This window comes from Ralstonia mannitolilytica, assembly GCF_905397375.1.
GTDB classification, from domain to species: Bacteria; Pseudomonadota; Gammaproteobacteria; order Burkholderiales; family Burkholderiaceae; genus Ralstonia; species Ralstonia mannitolilytica.
The window spans coordinates 292,497-315,837 of record NZ_CAJPVG010000003.1 but is presented as its reverse complement, the minus strand read 5'-3'; the positions used below and the strand labels follow the sequence as shown (position 1 = coordinate 315,837).

Annotated in this window: 17 protein-coding genes; 13 read left to right on the top strand and 4 right to left on the bottom strand. The window is 66.3% G+C overall.

What is annotated here, in order from left to right:
* Positions 1-44: 44 nt before the first annotated feature.
* Positions 45-1,244 carry a succinyldiaminopimelate transaminase gene (dapC, locus tag KHN96_RS09540; RefSeq protein WP_062739144.1) on the bottom strand — a complete coding sequence of 400 codons (1,200 nt, stop codon included), beginning with the start codon at positions 1,242-1,244 and terminating at the stop codon, positions 45-47.
* A 129-nt stretch (positions 1,245-1,373) separates the two neighbouring features.
* Here dapC and KHN96_RS09535 point away from each other — a divergent pair, with 129 nt between their 5' ends.
* The 7 genes from KHN96_RS09535 (at position 1,374) to KHN96_RS09505 (ending at position 12,538) form a co-directional block, all read left to right on the top strand.
* Positions 1,374-2,294 (top strand): DMT family transporter, encoded by a 921-nt coding sequence (locus KHN96_RS09535; RefSeq protein ID WP_062739145.1) that lies wholly within the window; start codon positions 1,374-1,376, stop codon positions 2,292-2,294.
* A 37-nt stretch (positions 2,295-2,331) separates the two neighbouring features.
* Positions 2,332-3,378: an alpha/beta fold hydrolase gene (locus KHN96_RS09530; protein ID WP_062739146.1), complete on the top strand. Its 1,047-nt coding sequence runs from the start codon at positions 2,332-2,334 to the stop codon at positions 3,376-3,378.
* Between the two features lie 249 nt (positions 3,379-3,627).
* Positions 3,628-7,143 carry a chromosome segregation protein SMC gene (gene smc, locus KHN96_RS09525; RefSeq protein WP_115043937.1) on the top strand — a complete coding sequence of 1,172 codons (3,516 nt, stop codon included), beginning with the start codon at positions 3,628-3,630 and terminating at the stop codon, positions 7,141-7,143.
* Complete coding sequence (locus tag KHN96_RS09520) at positions 7,144-8,367, top strand: cell division protein ZipA C-terminal FtsZ-binding domain-containing protein (RefSeq protein WP_045786742.1); 1,224 nt, start codon at positions 7,144-7,146, stop codon at positions 8,365-8,367. It begins immediately after the preceding gene.
* 12 nt (positions 8,368-8,379) lie between these two features.
* Complete coding sequence (gene ligA, locus KHN96_RS09515; protein ID WP_062739148.1) at positions 8,380-10,818, top strand: NAD-dependent DNA ligase LigA; 2,439 nt, start codon at positions 8,380-8,382, stop codon at positions 10,816-10,818.
* Positions 10,815-11,348, top strand: a complete 534-nt coding sequence (gene def, locus KHN96_RS09510; RefSeq protein ID WP_045786744.1) for a peptide deformylase — start codon at positions 10,815-10,817, stop codon at positions 11,346-11,348. Before ligA ends, def begins: the two co-directional genes overlap by 4 nt.
* 68 nt (positions 11,349-11,416) lie before the next feature.
* Positions 11,417-12,538 carry an alpha/beta fold hydrolase gene (locus KHN96_RS09505; RefSeq protein ID WP_062739149.1) on the top strand — a complete coding sequence of 374 codons (1,122 nt, stop codon included), beginning with the start codon at positions 11,417-11,419 and terminating at the stop codon, positions 12,536-12,538.
* 61 nt (positions 12,539-12,599) lie between these two features.
* Here the strand turns inward: KHN96_RS09505 and KHN96_RS09500 are convergent, their stop codons facing one another.
* From KHN96_RS09500 to map, 3 genes are all read right to left on the bottom strand, one after another.
* Entirely contained in the window at positions 12,600-14,246 is a 1,647-nt protein-coding gene (locus tag KHN96_RS09500; RefSeq protein ID WP_062739150.1) for a pseudouridine synthase, read from the bottom strand.
* A gap of 18 nt (positions 14,247-14,264) precedes the next feature.
* The gene (locus tag KHN96_RS09495) at positions 14,265-16,847 is read right to left on the bottom strand and encodes a [protein-PII] uridylyltransferase (protein WP_045786747.1); all 2,583 of its coding nucleotides are present in this window, start codon (positions 16,845-16,847) and stop codon (positions 14,265-14,267) included.
* Positions 16,848-16,942: 95 nt separating this feature from the next.
* On the bottom strand, positions 16,943-17,767 hold the full coding sequence (gene map, locus KHN96_RS09490; RefSeq protein WP_045786748.1) for a type I methionyl aminopeptidase: 825 nt from the start codon (positions 17,765-17,767) through the stop codon (positions 16,943-16,945).
* Between the two features lie 308 nt (positions 17,768-18,075).
* On the opposite strand from map, the gene rpsB reads away from it, so the two are divergent.
* The 6 genes from rpsB (at position 18,076) to KHN96_RS09460 (ending at position 23,341) form a co-directional block, all read left to right on the top strand.
* A complete protein-coding gene (gene rpsB, locus KHN96_RS09485; RefSeq protein WP_045786749.1) occupies positions 18,076-18,819 on the top strand; it encodes a 30S ribosomal protein S2 in 744 nt (247 codons plus the stop codon).
* A gap of 256 nt (positions 18,820-19,075) precedes the next feature.
* Positions 19,076-19,966, top strand: coding sequence for a translation elongation factor Ts (gene tsf / locus KHN96_RS09480; protein ID WP_062739152.1), 891 nt, complete (start codon positions 19,076-19,078; stop codon positions 19,964-19,966).
* A 281-nt stretch (positions 19,967-20,247) separates the two neighbouring features.
* Entirely contained in the window at positions 20,248-20,958 is a 711-nt protein-coding gene (gene pyrH / locus KHN96_RS09475; RefSeq protein ID WP_045786751.1) for a UMP kinase, read from the top strand.
* Positions 20,959-21,129: 171 nt separating this feature from the next.
* Complete coding sequence (gene frr, locus KHN96_RS09470) at positions 21,130-21,690, top strand: ribosome recycling factor (RefSeq protein WP_045786752.1); 561 nt, start codon at positions 21,130-21,132, stop codon at positions 21,688-21,690.
* A gap of 52 nt (positions 21,691-21,742) precedes the next feature.
* Positions 21,743-22,519 (top strand): polyprenyl diphosphate synthase, encoded by a 777-nt coding sequence (gene uppS, locus KHN96_RS09465; RefSeq protein ID WP_045786753.1) that lies wholly within the window; start codon positions 21,743-21,745, stop codon positions 22,517-22,519.
* Positions 22,520-22,522: 3 nt separating this feature from the next.
* On the top strand, positions 22,523-23,341 hold the full coding sequence (locus KHN96_RS09460; protein ID WP_045786754.1) for a phosphatidate cytidylyltransferase: 819 nt from the start codon (positions 22,523-22,525) through the stop codon (positions 23,339-23,341).

Here is a 23,341-nt window from a genome sequence, read left to right as displayed (position 1 = left end):
GTCTTGTTGGCTCTCGGAGAGGAAGCAGAAGAGAAAAATCAGGATCAGCGTTGCTGGCAGAACTCGACGATGCGGCGTGCGCCTTCCAGGCATTCGTCCACGCCGGCCACCAGCGCGATGCGCACGTAGTCCTGGCCCGGATTCGTGCCATGCGCCTCGCGCGCGAGATAGCTGCCCGGCAGCACGGCGACGTTCTTGGCGGCCAGCAGCTGGCGTGCGAATTCGGTGTCCGACAGGCCCGTGCGCTTGACGTTGGCCCACAGATAGAAGGCTGCATCGGGCAGGGCCACGTCCAGCACCTCGGCCAGCATCGGCGTGACCTGCTGGAACTTCTTGACGTACTGCGCGCGGTTGTCGCGCACATGGGTCTCGTCGTTCCACGCCGCGATGCTAGCGGATTGCACCGACGGGCTCATCGCGCTGCCGTGATACGTGCGATACAGCAGATATGCCTTGAGCAGCTTGGCGTCGCCGGCCACGAAACCGGAGCGCATGCCCGGCACGTTGGAGCGCTTGGACAGGCTCGAGAACATCACCAGGCGATCAAAGCCGCGGCCCAGCTGGTGCGCGGCCTGCAGTGCGCCGAGCGGCGGGTTGGCCTCGTCGAAGTAGATTTCGGAGTAGCACTCGTCCGACGCGATGATGAAGCCGTATTCGTCCGACAGCGCGAAGAGCTGCTTCCAGTCTTCGAGCGTGAGCACGGCGCCGGTCGGGTTGCCGGGGCTGCATACGAAGACGAGCTGCACGTTGCGCCATTCTTCGGGCGTGATCGCGGCGAAATCGGGCGCATAGTTGCGCGCCGGGTCGCTGTTGGCGAACAGCGGCGTGGCGCCGGCCAGCAGCGCCGAGCCTTCGTAGATCTGATAGAACGGGTTCGGGCACAGCACGCGGGCGCCGGGCTTGCTGCCGTCGATCACGGTCTGCGCGAACGAGAACAGCGCCTCGCGCGAGCCGTTGACGGGAATGACCTCCGTGGCCGGATCGACCCTCGGCAGGCCGTAGCGGCGCTCCAGCCAGCCGGCGATGCACTGTCGCAGTGCATCGGAACCGATGGTCGTGGGATAATTCGCCAGCCCGCCGAGCGCGGCGACGAGCGCATCCTTGATGAGCGCCGGTGTCGGGTGCTTGGGCTCGCCGATGCCGAAGCTGATCGGCGTATGCGCGGGGCTGGGCGTCACGTCCTTGACGAGCGCTTTCAGTTTTTCGAACGGATACGGCTGCAGGGCGGACAGGCGCGGATTCACGGTGCTGGGCTGGGTTGTAGGCCAAGCCGGGCGCTTGGCGGGAAGCCGGAAATTATACGGCCAACGGGTGTTGACGATCCCAAGACATTGCAGGCTGCGGCGGTTTTCCGCCGTTTTTTTATTGGTTCCATGACAGCAATCGTTTCACCGGCAGACGCCACGACCCATCCCGAGCCGCAATGGACGGCCGCGCTCTTCATTCTGCTGGGCGCCTCGGTCTGGGGCATTTCCTGGTATCCGTACCGTCTGCTGGCGGGCTGGGGCCTGGGCAGCATGATCGCCTCGTCGATGACCGGTGCCGCGGCCGCCATACTGGCCGCCGTGTTGCTGCGTCGTCACTTCCATTCGTTCCAGTGGTCGTGGCTGATCCCGGCGCTGGGGCTGGCCGCCGGTGTGACCAACGCGGGCTTCGTGTGGGGCACGGTGCATGGCACGGTGATGCGGGTGTTGCTGCTGTTCTATCTCACGCCCGTATGGACGGCGCTGCTCGCACGGCTGTGGCTGCATGAACGCCTGGGCTGGCGTGGCGGCGTGCTGCTTGCCCTGGCGCTGTCCGGCGCGGTGATGATGCTGTGGTCGGGCGACGCCGGCACGCCGTGGCCGGGTTCGGCCGCAGAGTGGGCGGGCCTGATCGCAGGCTTTGCCTTTGCTTGCAACAACGTGCTGTCGCGCCTCGTCGGGCAGCGGCATCCGACCATGCGGCCGGAGATGCGCACGGTGGTGGTGTTTACAGGCTGCGCATGCGTGGGCTTTCCGGCAGCGCTGCTGTTCGATGGCGCGCGTGCGGTGCCTGCCGCGCTGGCGCAGGGCACGACATGGATGCTGGTGGCCGCCATGGCCTGCGTGCTGGTGGGCGGCAACGCGCTGGTGCAGCGCGGCCTGCAGCGCCTGCCGGCCAACCGCGCGGCGCTGCTGATGCTGTTCGAGATCGTGGTGGCGGCGGTGTCGTCGGCGCTGCTGACGTCGGAGACGTTGTCCGCGCAGGAGATCGCCGGCGGTGCCTGCATCATCCTGGCGGGCGCGCTGTCCGGCCTGTCGCGGCGCAAGTAGGCTGCGGTATTTCCCGTATCAACCGGAGGAGCTGCCGATGTTGCTTCGTTCGATGGTCATGACAGTGGCAGTCGCCCTGTCGATGGCGGCCGCCGCCGCGCAGGCCGCGCCCGCTGAAGGCGGCCCCGCGTACGGCCCGCGCCTGGAGGGTTTCGACTATCCCGCACCGGTCAGGCTGTTCAAGTTCGAGTCGCAGGGCAACGCACTGGAAATGGCCTACCTCGATGTCGCCCCGAAGCAGCCCAACGGCCAGGTCGCGGTGCTGCTGCACGGCAAGAACTTCTGCGCGGCCACGTGGGAAGGCACGATCGCCGCGCTGGCGGGCGCCGGCTACCGCGTCATCGCGCCCGACCAGATCGGCTTCTGCAAATCGAGCAAGCCGCGTGCGTATCAGTACTCGTTCCAGCAGTTGGCAGACAACACGCACGCGCTGCTGGCTTCGCTCGGCGTCGGGCAGGCCATCGTGGTCGGCCATTCGACGGGCGGCATGCTGGCAACCCGCTATGCGCTGATGTATCCGACCGAGGTGTCGCGGCTCGTGATGATCAACCCGATCGGCCTGGAGGACTGGAAGGCCAAGGGCGTGCCGTCGCTGACGGTCGACCAGTGGTTCTCGCGCGAGAAGCAGACCACCGCCGAGCGCATCCGCGCCTATGAGCAGTCGACGTACTACGCCGGGCAGTGGCGGCCCGACTACGAGCGCTGGGTGCAGATGCTGGCCGGCATGTACCGCGGCCCGGGGCGGGAACTGGTGGCCTGGAACTCCGCGCTGCTGTACGACATGATCTACACGCAGCCCGTGGTCTACGAATTCGGCCAGGTGCGCGCGCCGACCCTGCTGCTGATCGGCCAGAAAGACACCACGGCGATCGGCAAGGATCTCGCCCCGGCCGAGTCACGCGCGCAGCTCGGCCGTTATCCCGAACTCGGCCGGGCGACGGCAAAGGCGATTCCGCGCGCCACGCTGGTGGAGTTGCCCGATGCAGGCCATGCGCCGCAGATCCAGGATCCTGATGCGCTGCACAAAGCGCTGCTGGACTGGCTTGCCGGCCCGGAAGCGCCGCGCACGCGCCGGCCCGACTGACACGATTTGTCGAAAGGATGAAACTGCTGACAAATGAGCAGCAATTCGCCGCCGGATGCAGCAAATTTCGTCCATTTTTGTAGCGATTCGGTTGGCTGGACGGAGGGGAGCGAATGGTATGATGGCGCCATCCGCGCCCCTGGCGCGTGCCGTGTCATCCCGCCTCGTACGGCGCTTATGTGATGACGGCGGCGCGTGTCTCGGGCGCCCGCTTTATCACCCTTACTGATCCCTTCGAGACGACTCAACGTGCGCCTCTCTTCGATCAAGCTCGCAGGCTTCAAGTCTTTCGTCGATCCGACCAATTTCCATGTTCCGGGCCAGCTTGTCGGCATCGTCGGCCCGAACGGTTGCGGTAAATCCAACATCATCGACGCCGTGCGCTGGGTGCTCGGTGAATCACGCGCCGCGGAACTGCGCGGCGAGTCGATGCAGGACGTCATCTTCAATGGCTCCACGCAGCGCAAGCCGGCCGGCCGGGCCAGCGTCGAACTCGTGTTCGACAACGCGGAAGGCCGCGCCGCCGGCCAGTGGAGCCAGTACGCCGAGATCGCCGTCAAGCGTGTGCTGAGCCGCGACGGCACCTCTTCGTACTTCATCAACAACCAGCCGGTGCGCCGCCGCGACATCCAGGACATCTTCCTTGGCACGGGCCTGGGCCCGCGCGCCTACGCCATCATCGGGCAGGGGATGATCTCGCGCATCATCGAGGCCAAGCCCGACGACATGCGCATCTTCCTGGAAGAAGCCGCGGGCGTGTCCAAGTACAAGGAGCGCCGCCGCGAAACCGAAAACCGCCTGTCGGACACGCGCGAGAACCTCACCCGTGTGGAAGACATCCTGCGCGAGCTCGGCACCAACCTCGAAAAGCTCGAAGGCCAGGCCGAGGTGGCGCAGCGCTTCCAGGCACTCCAGGCGGAAGGCGAAGAGAAGCAGCACCTGCTGTGGCTGCTGCGCAAGCGTGAAGCGCAAGGCGAGCAGGAACGCCACCAGCGTGCGATCCAGCAGGCGCAGATCGATCTGGATGCGCAGACCGCGCAGCTGCGCCACATCGAGGCCGAACTCGAAACGATGCGCGCCGCACACTATGCGTCGTCCGACGCCATGCACGCGGCACAGGGCGCGCTGTACGAGGCCAACGCCGAGGTCAGCCGCCTGGAGGCCGAGATCCGCTACGTGGTGGAATCGCGCAACCGTATCCAGCAGCAGATCGCCACGCTCACCGCGCAGCAGGAGCAATGGCACACGCAGGGCGAGCAGGCGCAGGCCGATCTCGCGGCCGCCGAAGAAGAACTGGCGATGGCCGAAGAGCGCGCCGCCCAGGCCGCCGAGGAGGTCGCCCGCAAGTCCGACGAGCTGCCGGCCCTCGAAGCGCAGTGGCGCGACGCGCAGGCCGCCCTGAACGACCAGCGTGCGGCGATCCTGCAGTCCGAACAGGCGCTCAAGCTGGAGGCCGCGCATCAGCGCAATGCCGACCAGGCCCTGCAGCAGCTCGAACAGCGCCGCGAACGCCTCACCCAAGAAGCCAGCGGCCTTGATAAGCCCGACGACACGCAGCTCGAAGCGCTACGTGCCGAACTTGCGGAGCAGGAAGAGATCCTCGCCGAAGCGCAGGCCGCGCTCGAAGACGCCGAGACGGAACTGCCGCAACTCGACGAGGCTCGCCGCGCCGCGCAAGACCGCGTGCAATCGGAAGCCGCTGCCATTGCCAATCTCGAAGCCCGCCTTGCCGCGCTCCGGCAGTTGCAGGAAAACGTGCAGACCGACGGCAAGGTCCAGCCGTGGCTGGCCAGGCACGAGCTGAGCGAGTTGCCGCGCTTCTGGAAGAAGCTGCAGATCGAACAGGGCTGGGAGCCTGCGCTCGAGGCCGTGCTGCGTGAGAAGCTCGGCGCACTGGAGGTGTCGAACCTCGACTGGATCAAGGCGTTTGCCGCCGACGCCCCGCCCGCCAAGCTCGCCTTCTATACGCCGCCGGCTGCTGCCGTGCCGGCCGAGGCGCCCGCCGGGCTGCGTCCGCTGATGTCGCTCGTGCAGGTGACCGAACCGGGCATCCGCGCCGTGCTGCAAGACTGGCTGGCCGACGTCTACATCGCCGACGACATGCAGGCTGCGTTGAACGCGCGGCAAACGCTGCCCGAGGGTGGCACGTTTGTCGTCAAGGCCGGGCATCTGATCGGTCGATCGTCGGTGCAGCTGTACGCGCCCGATTCCGAGCAGGCCGGCATGCTGGCCCGCGCGCAGGAAATCGAAAACCTGCAGAAGCAGGTGCGTGCGCAGATGCTGCTGGCCGACGAAGCCAAGAGCGCGGCGGTGCGCGCCGAAGCCGCCTACACCCAGGCCAGCCAGACGCTCACCCAGGTGCGCGCCCGCGCCGAGCAGGCCACGCGCCGCGTGCACGTGCTCCAGATGGACGTGCTCAAGCTCTCGCAAGCCATGGAGCGCTACAACGCCCGCAGCGGCCAGATCGACAGCGAGCTCGAAGAGATCCGTGCGCAGATCGAAGAGCAGCGCGCCATCCGTGCCGAATCCGAGGCGACCTTCGAGCAGCACGACGCGGCGCTGGCCGACATGCAGGCCCGTTTCGAAGACAGCCAGCAGGCATTCGAAGCGCTGGAAGCGCGCCTGGGCGACGCCCGCAATGCGCTGCGTGAGCTGGAGCGCGGCGCCCAGGAGGCGCACTTTGCCGAGCGCAACCTGCAGAACCGCATCGCAGAGTTGAAGCGCAACATCCAGGTGGCGAACGACCAGGCGCAGCAGATCGTTCTCACGCTGGAAAATGCACGCGCCGAACTCGAAACGATCAACGAGCAGACCGCCCACACCGGCCTGCAGGAAGCGCTGGAGCGCCGCGCCGAGAAGGAAGAAAAGCTCACGATCGCGCGTACGGAGCTCGATGCGCTGTCGGCGCAACTGCGCGCCTTCGATGAGCAGCGCCTGACCGCCGAGCGTGCCCAGCAGCCGCTGCGCGACCGCATCACCGAGCTGCAATTGAAGGAACAGGCCGCACGCCTGAACCAGGAGCAGTTCTCGGAGCAGCTCGCCGCTGCCAATGTGGACGAAGCGGCGCTGGCCGAACGCCTCACGGGTGACCTCAAGCCGTCCTACCTGCAAGGCGAGGTCACGCGCATCAACAACGCGATCAACGCGCTGGGGCCGGTCAACATGGCTGCGCTGGAAGAACTCGCGGCGGCGCGCGAGCGCAAGGGCTTCCTCGATGCGCAGTCGGCAGATCTGACCGACGCCATCAATACGCTGGAAGACGCCATCCGCAAGATCGACCAGGAAACCCGCGTGCTGCTGCAAGGCACGTTCGACCAGGTCAACCATCACTTTGGCGAGCTGTTCCCGACGCTGTTCGGCGGCGGCCAGGCCAAGCTGATCATGACAGGCGAGGAGATTCTCGACGCGGGCGTCCAGGTGATGGCGCAGCCCCCGGGCAAGAAGAATTCGACCATTCACCTGCTCTCGGGCGGCGAGAAGGCGCTGACCGCCATTGCGCTGGTGTTTGCCATGTTCCAGCTGAACCCGGCGCCGTTCTGTCTGCTTGATGAGGTGGATGCGCCGCTGGACGACGCCAACACCGAGCGCTACGCCAACATGGTCAAGCGCATGTCGGACAAGACCCAATTCGTTTTTATTTCCCACAACAAGATTGCGATGGAAATGGCGCAACAGCTCATCGGTGTGACCATGCAGGAGCAGGGCGTGTCCCGGATCGTGGCGGTGGATATGGACGCCGCACTGACGATGGCGGAGGCCGCTTAAATGCAAGACAACAACCTCGTGATGGCACTGCTGGGCGCTGGCATTGTGTTCGTGCTGGTGATCGTGGCCTACAACCAGTGGCAGATCCGCAAGGCGCGTCGTCCGGAGGCGTACCAGCCGCCCGTTGACGAACCGCCGCGTACCGACGGCTGGACGGAACGCCAGGAGCCCGGCCTCGCCGCCGACCGTGACGACATCGGCCGTGTCGAGCCCCGCCTCGAGCCGGGCTTTGCGCCGCAGCCGCACGCGCATGCGACCGGCAGCGCCGAGACCGAAGCCGGCGTGATCGGCGCCGAACTCGCGCCGTCGGAGGAGCAGGCTGCGCTCGAAACCGTGCCGGCCGGCGACAGCAGCGAGCCGGCGGAACTCGCACCGGGTTCGCTGGAGCCGGCCAGCGGTGTGATCGACCCGCTCATCGATTGCATCGTGCCGCTGCACCCGGAGCGCGAGGTGTCGGGCGACCGGCTGCTGCCTGCACTGGCCAAGCTGCGCCGCGCCGGCACGAAGCAGATCCACGTGGAAGGCCTGAACCCCGCCGCCAACGCATGGGAAGCCATCCGCGCCGGGCAGCGCTACCTCGACGTGCAGGTGGCCGTGCAGCTGGCCAATCGCACGGGCCCGCTGAATGCGCTGGAGTTCTCCGAGTTCATCAACGCGATCGACCCGCTGGCTGAGGCAGCCGATGCCGTGCCGGAGCTGCCGGACATGAACGAGACGATCGCCAACGCGCGCGAGCTCGATGCGTTCGCAGCCGAATGCGACGTCCAGCTTGGCGTGAGCGTGATCTCCGACGGCGCACCGTGGTCGGCCGCCTACGTGCAGACGGTGGCCACGCAGGACGGTCTCGTGCTGTCGCGCGACGGCACGCGCTTCACCCGCTTCCACGCAGGCGCCAACGGCGTGCAGCGCGCGCTGTTCACGCTGCAATTCGGCGACACCAATTTCCTGCGCGACGACCTGACCGTCAAGGCAGGCCGCCAGATCACGTTGCTGCTGGACGTGCCGCTGGCCGAGGAGGCGTCCAAGCCCTTCAAGCTCGTCTGCGAATACGCTTACACCCTGTCGCAGCGCATGGGTGCGCAGGTCGTGGATGACAACCTGCGCCCGCTGACGGAGCAGTCGTTCGTCGCCATTCAGAAGCACTTGCGCGTGCTGTACGACAAGCTCGAATCGCGCGGCATTCCGGCCGGCTCCAGCACGGCGGTGCGCCTGTTCAGCCACTGACGGAACCCCACGATGAGCAAGACCGCAGAACCCGCGTCCGGAGCGACACCCGAGGCGCGGGCGGCCTGGCTGCGCGCCACGCTGAACCGGTACGCCCACGAGTACTACGTGCTCGATCAGCCCAGCGTGCCGGACGCCGAATACGACCGGCTCTACCGCGAACTGGAGGCGCTGGAAGCCGAACATCCCGAACTGAGGACGCCGGACTCGCCCACGCTGCGCGTCGGCGGGGCGATCCTGCCCGAGTTCGCACCGGTGCGACACGTGGTGCCGATGCTGTCGATCCGCACCGAAACGGATACCACGGCCAATGGTGCCCGCGCGTTCGATGCCAGCGTGCGCCGTGAACTGGGCCTCGATGCATCCGACCCGCCCGTCGAATACGCCGCCGAGCTGAAGTTTGACGGCCTCGCCATCAGCCTGCGCTACGAGCGCGGCTACCTGGTGCAGGCCGCCACGCGCGGCGACGGCACCACGGGGGAAGACGTCACGCAGAACATCCGCACGATCCGCCAGATTCCGCTCGGCCTTTCCGCCGTTGGCGGCGTGGTGCCGGAGGTGCTGGAAGTGCGCGGCGAGGTCTACATGCGCCGCGACGACTTCGAAAAGCTCAACGCCCGCCAGCGCGAGCGCGGCGAGAAGACCTTCGTCAACCCGCGCAATACCGCAGCAGGGGCCGTGCGGCAGCTCGACCCGAAGATGGCTGCGGAGCGCCCGCTGTCGTTCTTCGCCTATGGCCTGGGCGAAGTGGCCGGCTGGAAGGACATGCCCGACACGCATTCCGGCGTGCTCGACGCGCTGCAGGATTTCGGCTTTCCCGTCAGCAAGGAGCGCGCGGCCGTGAAGGGCGGCGAAGGGCTGGTGGAGTTTCACGCCGCCATTGGCGCCAAGCGGGACAGCCTGCCGTTCGACATCGACGGTGTGGTCTACAAGGTCAACGCGCTCGCGCTGCAGCGTGAACTGGGCTTCCGCACACGCGAGCCGCGCTGGGCGGTGGCGCACAAGTATCCGGCGCAGGAGGCGCTGACCACGGTGGAGTCGATCGGCGTGCAGGTCGGCCGCACGGGCGCCATCACGCCGGTGGCGCGCCTTGTGCCGGTGTTCGTCGGCGGCGTGACGGTGACCAACGCGACGCTGCACAACGAAGACGAAGTCCGCCGCAAGGATGTGCGCGTGGGCGACACCGTGATCGTGCGCCGCGCCGGCGACGTCATCCCCGAAGTGGTGAGCGTGGTGCTCGAGCGCCGCCCGATGGAAGATGTGCCGGGCACGGACCTGTTCAACGCGGAACAGCGCGCCAAGTATCCGCCGTTCGAGCTGCCGAAGACGTGTCCGGTGTGCGGCTCGCACGTGGTGCGCGAAGCGGGCGAAGCGGTGGCGCGCTGCTCGGGCGGCCTGTTCTGCTCGGCGCAGCGCAAGGAGGCCATCCGCCATTTTGCCGGCCGCCGCATGATGGACATCGAAGGCCTGGGCGAGCGCTACATCGACAACCTCGTCGAGCTCGACTACGTACACGGCATTGCCGACCTGTACAAGCTCACGCTCGACGATTTCCTCGAAATGAAGCGCCGCGCCGACGAGCGCGATGGTGTCACGCCCGAGACCGTCGCCGCCGGCAAGATCGCCACCAAATGGGCTGGGAACCTGCTCGAAGGCATCCAGGCCAGCAAGACGCCGCCGCTGGCGCGCTTCCTGTTTGCGCTCGGCATTCGCCACGTGGGCGAATCGACCGCCAAGACCCTCGCCGACTGGCTCGGCAGCCTGGACGTGATCCGCCGCGCGCCGGCGCCGCTGCTGCTTGCGCTGCCCGACGTGGGCGGCACCGTGGCCGAGGCCATCGCCGATTTCTTTGCCGAGTCGAAGAACCAGCAGGCCCTGGATGCACTGCTGGAGGCGGGCGTATCGCCGCAGGGTGAACATGCGCCCAACCCCAAGCTGCGCGACAAGCTCGAAGCGGCAGCGCTGTACGCCACGCTCGGCGTGCCCAAGCTGACGGCCACCCGCGCCAGGCAACTGGCCGCGGCCGTGCCGACACTGGGGCAACTCGCAAGCGCTGATGCGGGGCAACTCGCCGGTCTGCCGGCGGACGTGTCCGCATCGCTGCTCGAATGGCTGGACGCACACGACCATCGCGCGCAGTTGGCCAGGCTCGATGCGCTGCGCGAAGAGCTGCTTGCCGCCATGCCGGCCGAGGCCGCCGAGGAGGGCGTGCTCTCCGGCAAGACTGTTGTGCTGACGGGTACGCTGCCCAACCTGACGCGCGAAGAAGCCAAGGCCATGCTCGAGGCCGCAGGGGCCAAGGTCTCGGGTTCGGTGTCGAAGAAAACCGACTACGTGGTCGCCGGTGAAGAGGCCGGCAGCAAGCTCGCCAAGGCCGAAGAGCTCGGCGTGAAGGTTCTGGACGAAGCGGGTATGCTCGCGCTGTTGAACAATCCGGGAGACGAGGCGTGATCCGAAACATTCTGAAGATGGGCGACAGCCGTCTGCTGCGCGTCGCCAAGCCGGTCGAGCGTTTTCACACGCCGGAGCTGACTGCGCTGATCGAGGACATGTTCGACACCATGGACGCGGCGCGCGGTGCCGGGCTGGCCGCGCCGCAGATCGGCGTGGACCTGCAGGTCGTCATCTTCGGGTTCGATCGCAACGAGCGTTATCCGGATGCGCCGGCGGTGCCCAAGACGGTGCTCATCAACCCGAAGCTCGAGCCGCTTTCCGACGAGATGGAAGACGGCTGGGAGGGCTGCCTCTCGGTACCCGGCCTGCGCGGCGTTGTGCCGCGCTACACGCGCCTGCGCTATACCGGTTTCGACCAGCACGGCCACACCATCGACCGCATTGCCGAAGGCTTCCACGCCCGCGTCGTACAGCACGAGTGCGACCACCTCCAGGGCGTGCTGTACCCCATGCGCGTGAAGGATTTCACCCGCTTCGGCTTTACGGAAGTGCTGTTCCCTGAATTGCCCGCCAACCACGACGACTGAGATTGCGGCGGCGGGGTGCCTTCACCCGCGTTGGCGGCGTGGGCATGTCCATCCACCACCGAGACGATATGGAGCGCATCGTGTTCAAGCAGTGGCGCAGCCTTGTGCTGTGCGTGGCCGCGATGGCCGCGTTGGGCCTGGCGGGCTGCGCCGGTCCGCAAGCATCCGAGACGACGCCCGCCGCGCCCGCCGCCGAGCCGCCGCAAGGGCCGGCCTGGCAGCGCGTGCATCTGGGCAGCGGCGCCGATGGCTACGACTTTCCCGTCTATGCGAACCATCCGCTCGATGGCGATCTGAAGGGCATCCGTGAAGTCGTTTTCGTGCAGCACGGCCTGCAGCGCAACGGCAACGATTACTACGTCGCCGGCGCCGAGCTGCTCAAGAACAGCGGCCGCAATCCCGATGAAGTCCTGCTGATCGCCCCGAATTTTCCGGGCACGCCGGACACCGGCAAGGGCTTTGACGGCATGCCGGTGTGGTCTGTCGACGGCTGGATCGGCGGCTTCAACGCCACCAATGCGCCGTACACCGGCCTAAGCTCGCTCCAGGTGCTGGATGACCTGATCGCCTACATCACCGACCCGACGCGGGCGCCCAACGTGAAGCGCGTGACCGTGGCGGGGCACTCGGGCGGCGGCCAGATCGTGCAGCGTTATGCTGTGCTCAACAACGTGGACGAAGGCATTCGCAAGCGCGGCATCGACCTGCGCTACGTGGTGGCCAACCCGTCGTCGTATCTGTATTTCACGCCCGAGCGCCCGCGGGGAAAGGGCTTTGGACGTTACGACACCAGCGTGTGCCCCGATTACGATCACTACAAATACGGCATGGTCGACATGGTGCCGTACGCAGCCGGCAAAAGCGGGCGGATGCTGTTCAACCGATATGCCCAGCGCCGCGTGACCTACCTGGTCGGCACGAACGACAACGACCCGAACCACCGCGTGCTCGACAAGGCGTGCGGCGCTGAAGCCGAGGGGCCGACGCGGCTGGACCGGGCGCGCAACTACTGGCGCTACGAGCGCCATCTCGCAGGCCGCAAGCGCGTCAACCATCAGGCGCATGAAGTGGTGGGCGTGGGGCACGACCAGGCCAGGATGTTCGGCTCGCGCTGCGGGGCGCAGGCGGTCTTCGGCATGCCGTCATCGACCAATGCAACCGGAGCGGCCTGTCGCGCGCCACGGTTGTGACGCGGATGTAAAAAAACCGGTCGACGCAGGCGCGCTGACCGGTTTTTCATGGGCGCGATGTTCAGAACTTCTCGAACGGCCCCAGGAAGCGCCACTGGCCGACGGGCAGGTCGCCCAGCACGATGCGCCCCATGCGGATGCGCTTGAGGCCCACGACCTCCAGCCCCACCTGTTCACACATGCGGCGGATCTGGCGCTTCTTGCCTTCGCGCAGCACGAAACGCAATTGCTCTTCGTTCTGCCAGCTTACCTTGGCAGGCTTCAGTGGCTCGCCATCGAGCGAGAGCCCGAAGCGCAGCTTCTCCAGCAGCTCTTCGGGGAACACCTTGGAGATATCGCGCTCGACCCGGCCTTGCGGTGAGTTCCACACCACGCGCACGAGGTATTCCTTCTCGACCGTCGAATCCTCCCCGATCAGATGACGTGCGATGCGGCCGTCCTGCGTCAACACCAGCAGGCCCGTCGAGTCGATGTCCAGGCGCCCGGCCGGCGCCAGCGCCTTGCGCTGCCACGGTGCGAAGCGCTTGCGCGTCGGGTCCTGCTCCCACTGGTTCTCCGGCACAAACAGCGCGGCGGCCGGCTGATAGCCGTCTTCCGCCTGGCCCGATACATAGCCGACCGGCTTGTGCAGCAGCACCGTCACGCGCTCGCCCTGTTCGGACCGCGCTGCCTGGTGGATCTCGATGATCGCATCCGGGCGCACGCGCGAGCCCAGCTCGGTGACGGGCTGGCCGTCCACCAGCACCCAGCCGCGCGGGATCCACTCGTCCGCCTCGCGCCGTGAGCACAGGCCCAGTTCGGACATGCGCTTGGACAGGCGAACCAGGCCGCTGTCCTCCGCCTGGCGCGCCGGCCGCTGCGGCTGCGCCTCGACAGGGTGCGGCGCGCGCGCTTCGCGCTCGGGGCGCGGCGGACGTGCCGGGCGATCTTCGAAGCGGCGCGGCGGGCGATCGTTGTCGAACCGGCGCGGGGCGCGCTCGTCGCCGTAGCGCCGGGGTGGGCGCTGTTCGTCGTCGTAGCGGCGAGGCGGGCGCTCATCGTCAAAGCGCCTCGGGGCCGGGCGTTGGTCGTCGCCATAGCGGCGCGGCGGCCGGTTTTCGTCGAACCGGCGCGGCGGACGTTGCTCATCGCTGAACCGGCGCGGCGGACGCTGATCGCCCTCGCGGCGCTGGCCGCGTTGATCGTCGCCGTAGCGGCGTGGGCGCTCGTCGTCGAAGCGGCGAGGCGGACGTTCGTCATCATACCGGCGCGGGGGGCGCTCGTTGTCGAATCGACGCGGCGCGCGCTGGTCTTCACCGAACTTGCGCGGTGGGCGCGCATCGTCGAATCGGCGAGGCGGGCGGTCTTCGAACCGGCGTGGCGGGTGTTGCTCGTCGCTGAACCGGCGCGGTGGGCGTTCGTCGTCAAAGCGGCGCGGCGGGCGGTCAGCCTGCATTCGGCGCGGCTGCGCTTCGCGCGTCTGGACGTCGTCGCGGCGCGGCTTGCCCGTACCGTCTTCCGGCTTGGGGCGGCGTTGCGAGGGGCGCAGCGGCAGGCGGTCGCGGTTCAGGTCGGACGCGCGCAGCGGCTTGCCCGTGCTGCGTACGGGGTTGCCTGCGTCGTCGCGGCGCACACCCAAGGTCGCCCGTTTGCCCGGGCGCGTGGCGCGCTGGGTGGGGTCGGCGCGGCGCTTGTCGTCGCCCGGAAAATCGTCGGAATCGGTCGTCATGAATCAAAACCCTGGCGCTCAGATGGCGAGCGCATCGAGCAGCTCGCTTTCGAGTTCGAGCTGCAGTTTGTTGTCCTGCGTCAGGCGGGTGCCGTCGACGAGGAAGATGTCTTCCACACGTTCGCCAAGCGTGTTGATGCGAGCGGATTGCACCGACACGCGATGCCGTGCGAGCACGCGCGCAATGGCATACAGCAGGCCCGTGCGGTCGGTGGCGGAGATGGAAAGCAGGTAGTACTGGCCGCGCTCGTCGGGGCGCAGGTCCACGCGCGGCTTGATCGGGAAGCTGCGCGACTGGCGCGAGATGCGGCCGCGCGGCGGCTCCGGCAGTGCAGCCTCGAGCGCGATCTGCTCCGCGAGTTCGTGCTCGACGAGCGTGATGATGTCGCGGTAGTGGCCGGGCTCCACCAGGCCCGTGCCGGGGTCGGCCACCTGGAACGTGTCGAGCGCGTAGCCGTGGTGGGTGGTGTGGATCTTCGCATCGAGAATCGTCAGCCCTTTGCGCTCGAAGTACCCGCAGATGCGTGCGAAGAGGTCGGGCCGGTCAGGCGAGTACACCGCCACCTGCAACCCGACGCCGGCCGGCGAAATGCGCGCCCGCACGATCGGGATGGTGGTGTCGACGCGGTTGTAGAAGTGCCGCGTGAACCAGGCGATGTCGCGCGCGTCATGGCGCAGGAATACGCCCACATCGAGTTGCTTCCACAGCGCCTCATGCGCGGTGTCGTCCAGCGCCGCGAGCCGCAGCAGGGCGCGCGCTTCTTCCTTGCGGCCCTCGAGCACGGCGTGCGGGTCGGTGGTGGCGCCGCCCAGTACGCGCAGCGTCATGCGGTAGAGGTCTTCCAGCAGCTTGCCCTTCCAGGCGTTCCACACCTTGGGGCTGGTGCCGCGAATGTCGGCCACCGTCAGCAGATACAGCGCGGTCAGGCGCCGCTCCGTGCCAACCAGGTCGGCAAAGCGGCGGATGACTTCCGGGTCGCCGAGGTCCTGCTTCTGCGCCACCTGGCTCATCGTCAGGTGGTGTTCGACCAGCCAGACGATGAGGTCGGCGTCTTCCTTGGCGATGCCGTGCTCCTTGCAGAAGCGCCGCGCGTCGGACATGCCCAGCACGGAGTGATCTCCGCCGCGGCCCTTTGCAATGTCGTGGAACAACGCAGCGATGGTCAGCACCCACGGCTTGTCGAAATTCGCCATCAACTGGCTGCAGAACGGGAACTCGTGCGTATGCTCGACAATGGCAAAGCGCCGGATGTTGCGCACCACCATCAGGATGTGCTGGTCGACCGTGTAGACGTGAAACAGGTCGTGCTGCATCTGCCCGACAATGCGGCGGAAGTTCACCAGGTAGCGGCCAAGCACGCTCGTCTGGTTCATCAGCCGCAGCGCATGCGTGATGCCCTGCGGCTGTTGCAGGATCGACAGGAACAGCGCGCGGTTGGCCGGGTCCTTGCGCCACTTGGCGTCCATCAGCGTGCGGGCGTTGTACAGCGCGCGCAGCGTGTTGGCGGCCAGGCCCTTGATGCCGCGCACCTGCTCATACAGCAGGAACGTTTCCAGAATGGCCGTCGGCTCACGTTGGTACAGATCCGGGTCGGCGATCTCGAGCATGCCTTGCCGCTCGACAAAGCGCTCGTTGATCGTGCGCGTGATATCGAGCTCGCTTGGAAACAGCCGTGCCTCGATGTTCTGCAGCACCACGGTGTTGAGTTGCGTGACGGCCTTGGCGACCCAGTAATAGCGGCGCATGAGCTGTTCGCTGGCCCGCTTGGCGGTGGTCGGCCGGTAGCCGAAGGACTCCGCCAGTTGCGTCTGCAGGTCGAACACGAGCACGTCCTGGCGGCGCCCGGCCAGCAGATGCAGCCGCGCCCGCACGGTCTTGAGCAGGCGCTCGTTGGCGGCCAGTTCCTGCGCTTCGCGGCGCGTGAGCAGGCCGTTGCTCAGCAGCTCGCTCCAGCTGGAGCCGAAACCTGCGGCACGCGTCATCCACAGGATCACCTGCAGATCGCGCAGGCCGCCCGGGCTTTCCTTGCAGTTCGGCTCGAGCGAATACGGCGTGTCCTGATACTTGGCGTGCCGCTGGCGCATCTCCAGCAGCTTCGACTGGAAGAAATCCGCCGCGTCAAGGTGACCCTGGTAGTGCGTCTCGAACGTGCGGTACAGGCCTTCGTCGCCGGTCAGCAAGCGCGCTTCCAGCAGCGACGTGCGCACCGTCACGTCTTGCTCGGCTTCCTTGATGCATTCGTCGACCGTGCGCACCGAAGAGCCGATGTCGAGCCCCATGTCCCAGCAGCGCCCGATGAAGGCCTCCAGGCTTGCTTCCAGCGCCTTGTCGGCGGCATGCGGGAGCAGCAGCAGAATGTCGACGTCGGAATGCGGAAACAGCTCACCCCGCCCATAGCCGCCCACCGCGATCAGGGCGCAGTTGGCCGGCATGTCGGCCTGCTGCCAGAGCTGCACGAGGGTGCGGTCTACCGCCCTGGCAAGGCGGGTGACGAGCTGCTGCACATTGGCGTGCTGGTCGAACTGCGCGAACAGGTGCGCGCGTTCGGCCTTCAGGGCGTCGCGCGGTGACGTTTCGGCAGGAACGGCGGCAGTGTGCATGAATGGAGCGGGAATGAAACAGCGACCGGCGTGACTGGCCGGTCGCTGTGAAAAAAAGATGGGCGCGGCCCCTGCGGCGCGCCTGCCGTGTGAGATCAGGCCGCGGCCGGAGCGCTTTCGCGGACGAACTCGGGCGGCGGCGGCGTCAGCGCCGACACCGTCAGCACTTCATAACCGGTGTCCGTCACGAGCACCGTGTGTTCCCATTGGGCCGACAGGCTGCGGTCGCGCGTCTTGACGGTCCACTGGTCGGGCATCGTGCGGATATCGCGCTTGCCGGCGTTGATCATCGGCTCGATCGTGAAGATCATGCCGGCCTTGAGCTCCATGCCGGTGCCCGGACGGCCGTAATGCAGGATCTGCGGATCTTCATGGAACACCTTGCCGATGCCGTGCCCGCAGTATTCGCGCACGACGCTGTAGCCGGCGGCTTCCGCATGCTGCTGGATCACGTGTCCGATGTCGCCGAGGCGCGCGCCGGGGCGCACGGCGGCGATCCCCTTCCACATGCACTCGAAGGTCACCTGTGTCAGGCGCTTCGCCAGGATCGAGCCTTCGCCGACGATGAAGGTGCGGCTGGTGTCGCCGTAATAGCCTTCCTTGGTGATGACCGTGATGTCGAGGTTGACGATGTCGCCGTTCCTGAGCACCTTGTCGCCAGGAATGCCATGGCAGATGACGTCATTGACCGACGTGCAGATCGAGGCGGGGAAGGGCGGGTAGCCCGGCGGCGCATAGTTCAACGGGGCGGGCACGGTGCCTTGCACGTCACGCATGTAGGCATGGCACAGCTCGTCCAGTTTGCCCGTGGTCACACCCGGCTTGACGAACGGCGTGATGTAGTCCAGGACTTCGGAGGCAAGCCGGCAGGCCACGCGCATGTGCGCGATGTCTTCGGCGGTGTGGAGGGTAACGGCCATGCTGTGACTCTTTCTGCACGCAAACGCGCGGGCGATGCGTCGTTGCTAAAAGGCTGATTATCGCACCAAAGCGGCCCGGACGGGGTTTTCCGGGGGGGGGGGCGGGGCGAGCTTCCGCCTGTTCGCTGCAAGTGCGCGGAAGGTCTTGAGTCGATTGGGTTTTTGTCGCTATAATCGCAGGCTAAGCAGTTGCCGGCCATGTGGTTGGCGGCGCTTGAAATCGCGAGCCGCTTCACCGCGGGTGTTTCTCGTACCGCATGCGAGAGATGTCTGAGGCGGCTTCAGACCTAACCCGACTGGAGAATTTCATGTCCGTGACCATGCGCGAAATGCTGGAAGCCGGTGTCCACTTTGGCCACCAGACCCGCTTCTGGAACCCCAAGATGGCCCCCTTCATCTTCGGCCATCGCAACAAGATTCACATCATCAACCTCGAAAAGACGCTGCCGATGTACCTGGACGCACTGAAGTACGTGCGCCAACTGGCAGCCAACCGGGGCACCATCCTGTTCGTCGGCACGAAGCGCCAGTCGCGTGAGATCCTGGCCGAGGAAGCCGCTCGTGCAGGCATGCCGTACGTCGACAGCCGCTGGCTCGGCGGCATGCTGACCAACTTCAAGACGGTCAAGACCTCCATCAAGCGCCTGAAGGACATGGAAGCCGCCAAGGAAGCCGGCGCGCTGGACACCATGAGCAAGAAGGAAGCGCTGATGTTCGAGCGCGAAATGGACAAGCTGGAAAAGTCCATCGGCGGCATCAAGGACATGGGCGGCATTCCGGACGCCATCTTCGTGGTGGACGTCGGTTATCACAAGATTGCCGTGACCGAAGCTGCCAAGCTGGGCATTCCGGTGATTGGCGTGGTTGATACGAACCACTCGCCGGAAGGCATCGACTACGTCATCCCGGGTAACGACGACTCGAGCAAGGCTGTTGCACTGTACGTGCGCGGCGTGGCCGACGCGATCCTGGAAGGCCGTGCCAACGCGGTGCAGGAAGTGGTGGAAGCGGCTCGCGGCGGCGACGACTTCGTCGAAGTCCAGGAAGGCTAAAACACAAGAAGGCGCGCGCCCGTGCGTGATCGCGCGGGACGCACGCCAGGCCATGCCGGTGAGGCGGTACCCCACCGAAATCGATGGCCAAACAGGGGCGCGTAACGAACGCCCCTTTTTTTTGAATTTGTCATGCGGATGACCCGCCCGCGTCGTATTGGGTGGTGCGTCCGATGGAAACCGGACGGCAGGACGGCGCAACGCGAGGATGAAACCGCGCGCGACCGGACGACGATCTGAAACAAGGAGCATGAGAATGGCGGCAATTACCGCAAGCATGGTGGCAGAACTGCGCGCGAAGACCGACGCGCCGATGATGGAATGCAAGAAGGCCCTGACCGAAGCCGAAGGCAACATGGAAAAGGCCGAAGAGATCCTGCGCGTGAAGCTCGGCAACAAGGCTGGCAAGGCCGCCTCGCGCATCACGGCTGAAGGCGTGGTCGCCGCAGCCGTCGAAGGCACGACCGGCGCGCTGGTCGAGATCAACTGCGAAACCGACTTCGTCTCGAAGAACGATTCGTTCCTGGCCTTCGCCAACTCGGTCGCCGCACTGATTGCCAAGAACAACCCGGCTGACGTTGCGGCTGTCGGCGCGCTGCCGCTGTCGCAGGACGGCTTCGGCCCGACGGTGGAAGACGTGCGCGTGGGCCTGATCGGCAAGATCGGCGAGAACATGACGATCCGCCGCTTCCAGCGCTTCGAGGGTTCGAAGCTCGCTTCGTACCTGCACGGCACCCGCATCGGCGTGATGGTGGCCTTCGAAGGCGACGACGTGGCCGCCAAGGACGTGGCGATGCACGCGGCGGCCATGAAGCCGGTGGCACTGTCGTCGAACGACGTGCCGGCTGAGCTGATCGCCAAGGAGCGCAGCATTGCCGAGCAGAAGGCTGCCGAGTCCGGCAAGCCGGCCGAAATCGTTGCCAAGATGGTGGAAGGCAGCGTGCAGAAGTACCTGAAGGAAGTCTCGCTGCTGAATCAGCCGTTCGTGAAGAACGACAAGCAGACCGTGGAGCAGATGCTCAAGGCTGCCAACACGACCGTGAAGAGCTTCACGCTGTATGTGGTGGGCGAGGGCATCGAGAAGAAGCAGGACGACTTCGCTGCCGAAGTGGCTGCCCAGGTGGCGGCTGCCAAGCAACAGGCGTAATGCTGGTTCGATTGCTTCCGATGGCGAGTCGATCCGCCCTCCGGCGCTGGCCGGCAGGGCAACTTTTCTCCGTCGGCGCGATCGTATAATGCCGAGCAAACAGGGCACCGCAAGGTGCCCTGTTTGCAGGTGCAGCCTCCTTGCGCGGGCGTCGCCCGGGATTCCACCCGGACGGCTCCCCCGCAAGAAGGTTGCGGGATGCGCGAAGCCCGGCTTCGCCAATCGCAGCGTCGTTTCCCCCTTTCCTGTCTCCCGTCTCAGGAATCGTCACGAGGATCTCCATGCCTGCCTACAAGCGCGTTCTACTCAAACTTTCCGGCGAAGCCCTGATGGGCGACGATGCCTTCGGCATCAATCGCGGCACCATCGAAGGGATGGTCAACGACATCGCCGAAATCGTGAAGCTGGGCGTGCAGGTGGCAGTGGTGATCGGCGGCGGCAACATCTTCCGCGGTGTGGCTGGCGGTGCGGCCGGCATGGACCGCGCCACGGCCGATTACATGGGCATGCTGGCCACCATGATGAACGCGCTGGCGCTGCAGGATGCCATGCGCCACGCCAACCTCGAGGGGCGCGTGCAGTCGGCGCTGCGCCTGGACCAGGTGGTTGAGCCGTACATCCGCCCGCGCGCCATTCGCCAGCTGGAAGAGGGCAAGATCGTGATCTTCGCGGCGGGTACGGGCAACCCGTTCTTCACCACCGATACGGCGGCTGCGCTGCGCGGCTCGGAGATCGGCGCGGAAATCGTATTGAAGGCCACCAAGGTCGATGGCGTCTACACCGCGGATCCGAAGAAGGATCCAAGCGCCACCCGCTACACCACCATCAGCTTCGACGAGGCCATCTCGCGCAACCTGCAGGTGATGGATGCGACGGCATTCGCGTTGTGCCGCGATCAGAAGCTGCCCATCAAGGTGTTCTCGATCCAGAAGCCGGGCGCGCTCAAGCGCGTCATCATGGGCGAGGACGAGGGCACGCTCGTTCACGTCTAAGGCCGCCTCGCCCGCTGCCGCAAGCGTCTTTTTACCGTTCGCTGACGCCGCATCAATGGCGTTGGCGAACGGCTTCCATGTAAAATCGCCTATTGTCTTTTCGGCCGTGCCGATGCCCTGTGTCGTGTCCCGGGGTGCGCATCTGGCCGGCCGTTATCGTTCGGAGGAAGTATGAGCGTCGCCGATATCAAGAAGAATACCGAGCAGAAAATGCAGAAGTCGATCGAGGCTCTGAAGGCGGATCTGGCCAAGATCCGCACGGGCCGCGCGCACACTGGCCTGCTCGATCACGTGCAGGTCGACTACTACGGCTCGATGGTGCCGATCAGCCAGGTCGCCAACGTGACGCTGGTGGACGCCCGTACGATCGGTGTGCAGCCGTGGGAAAAGAAGATGGTGCAAGTCGTGGAAAAGGCGATCCGTGAAGCGGACCTGGGCCTGAACCCGGCCACCATGGGCGACCTCATCCGCGTGCCGACGCCGCCGCTGACCGAAGAGCGCCGCAAGGAGTTGGCCAAGGTCGTCAAGGGCGAGGGCGAGGATGCCAAGGTCGCCGTGCGCAACCTGCGCCGCGATGCCAACGAGCAACTGAAGAAGCTCGTCAAGGACAAGGCCATCTCCGAGGACGACGAGCGTCGTGGCGGCGATGAGGTTCAGAAGCTGACCGACAAGTTCGTCGCCGAGATCGACAAGCTCGTCGCCGAGAAAGACAAGGAAATCATGACGGTGTAAGGCCGTATCCCACTGCATGCGCACTGGGCGCGGGCGGCGGGAAATCCGATTCATGCATATCAGTTCCACACTGGCGGTACCCGATACCGCCGACACGCCTCGGCACGTGGCCATCATCATGGACGGCAACGGTCGTTGGGCGACCGAGCGCCATCTGCCGCGCGTCGCCGGGCACAGCCGCGGCCTCGAAGCCGTGCGCGCCACGGTGGAAGCCGCGGCCCGCCGCGGTGTCGGTTATCTCACGCTGTTCGCCTTCAGCTCCGAAAACTGGCGTCGCCCGGCTGAGGAAGTCACGTTCCTGATGAAGCTGTTCATGACGGCACTGCGCCGCGAAGTGAGCAAGCTACACGAAAACGGCATCCGCCTGCGCGTGGTCGGCGATCTGGCGGCGTTCAGCCCGCGTATCCAGTTGCTGATTCGCGAGGCCGAGGCCAAGACGGCCAACAACCCCGGCCTCACCGTGACGATCCTCGCCAATTACGGCGGGCGCTGGGACATTCTCCAGGCCATGCGCGCGTTGCTGGCCGCGCAGCCCGGCATTGCGCCCGAAGCGATCACCGAGGAAACGCTCGCGCCGTACATGGCACTCGCCTATGCACCGGAACCGGATCTCTTCATCCGCACGGGCGGGGAGCAGCGCATCAGCAACTTCCTGTTGTGGCAGTTGGCGTATTCCGAGCTGTACTTCACCGAGCGCTACTGGCCCGATTTCGATGCCGCCGAGCTTGACCGCGCCTTTGCGTGGTATCGCAACCGCGAGCGCCGTTTCGGCCGCACCAGCGCCCAACTCGAAACCGATGTCCCCCCCGCGCTGTCCGCCGGAGCCTGACACATGCTGCTGACCCGCGTGGTTACCGCTGTCTGCCTGCTGATTGTCATCCTTCCCATTCTGTTTTTCGCGCCGCCCGCCGGGCTGGTCGGATTGGTGACGGTGTTCGCCGCCCTGGCCGCCTGGGAATGGGGCCGCCTCGTGCGTCTGCCGGGCAGTTGGGGCCCCCTGCTGTACGCCGTGGTCGTCGTTCTGCTGACGATCGCGTGGTACGACATTCCCGCCCGCGGCGATGTCCGCCTGCTGTTTTACGCAGACGTTGTCGCATGGCTCGTGGCGTGGATGCTGCTGGCGGGCGGTATTCGCGCGTTGCAAGGTGGGCGGCAGCTGGTGTTTGCGCTCCTTGGGATGGTGATCCTGCCGGCGTTTGTCCATGCAGTGAGTACGTTGCGTGCAGAGGGCATCGCGTTCTTGCTGTCGGTGGCCGTGCTGGTCTGGGCAGCCGATGTGGGGGCATATTTTGTCGGCAAGGCGGTGGGCCGCCGCAAGCTCGCGCCGAGCATCAGCCCGGGCAAGTCCTGGGAAGGGGCGATTGGGGGCGCCGTGCTGGTCGCGCTGATTGCCGCCGTGGCGGGCCTGACCCACTGGTTTGCGCCGACCTGGTTTTCGTATGAATTTGATCGGCGCGGCACCCTGGTCGCCCTGGTGCTGACGCTGCTTCTGGTGGCCGCGAGCATCGGCGGCGACCTGTTCGAATCGCTGCTCAAGCGCCAGGTCGGCATGAAGGACAGCAGCCGCCTGCTGCCCGGCCATGGCGGCGTGCTCGACCGGATCGACGCGCTGCTGCCGGTGTTCCCGCTCGCCGCGCTGCTGATTTCCTGA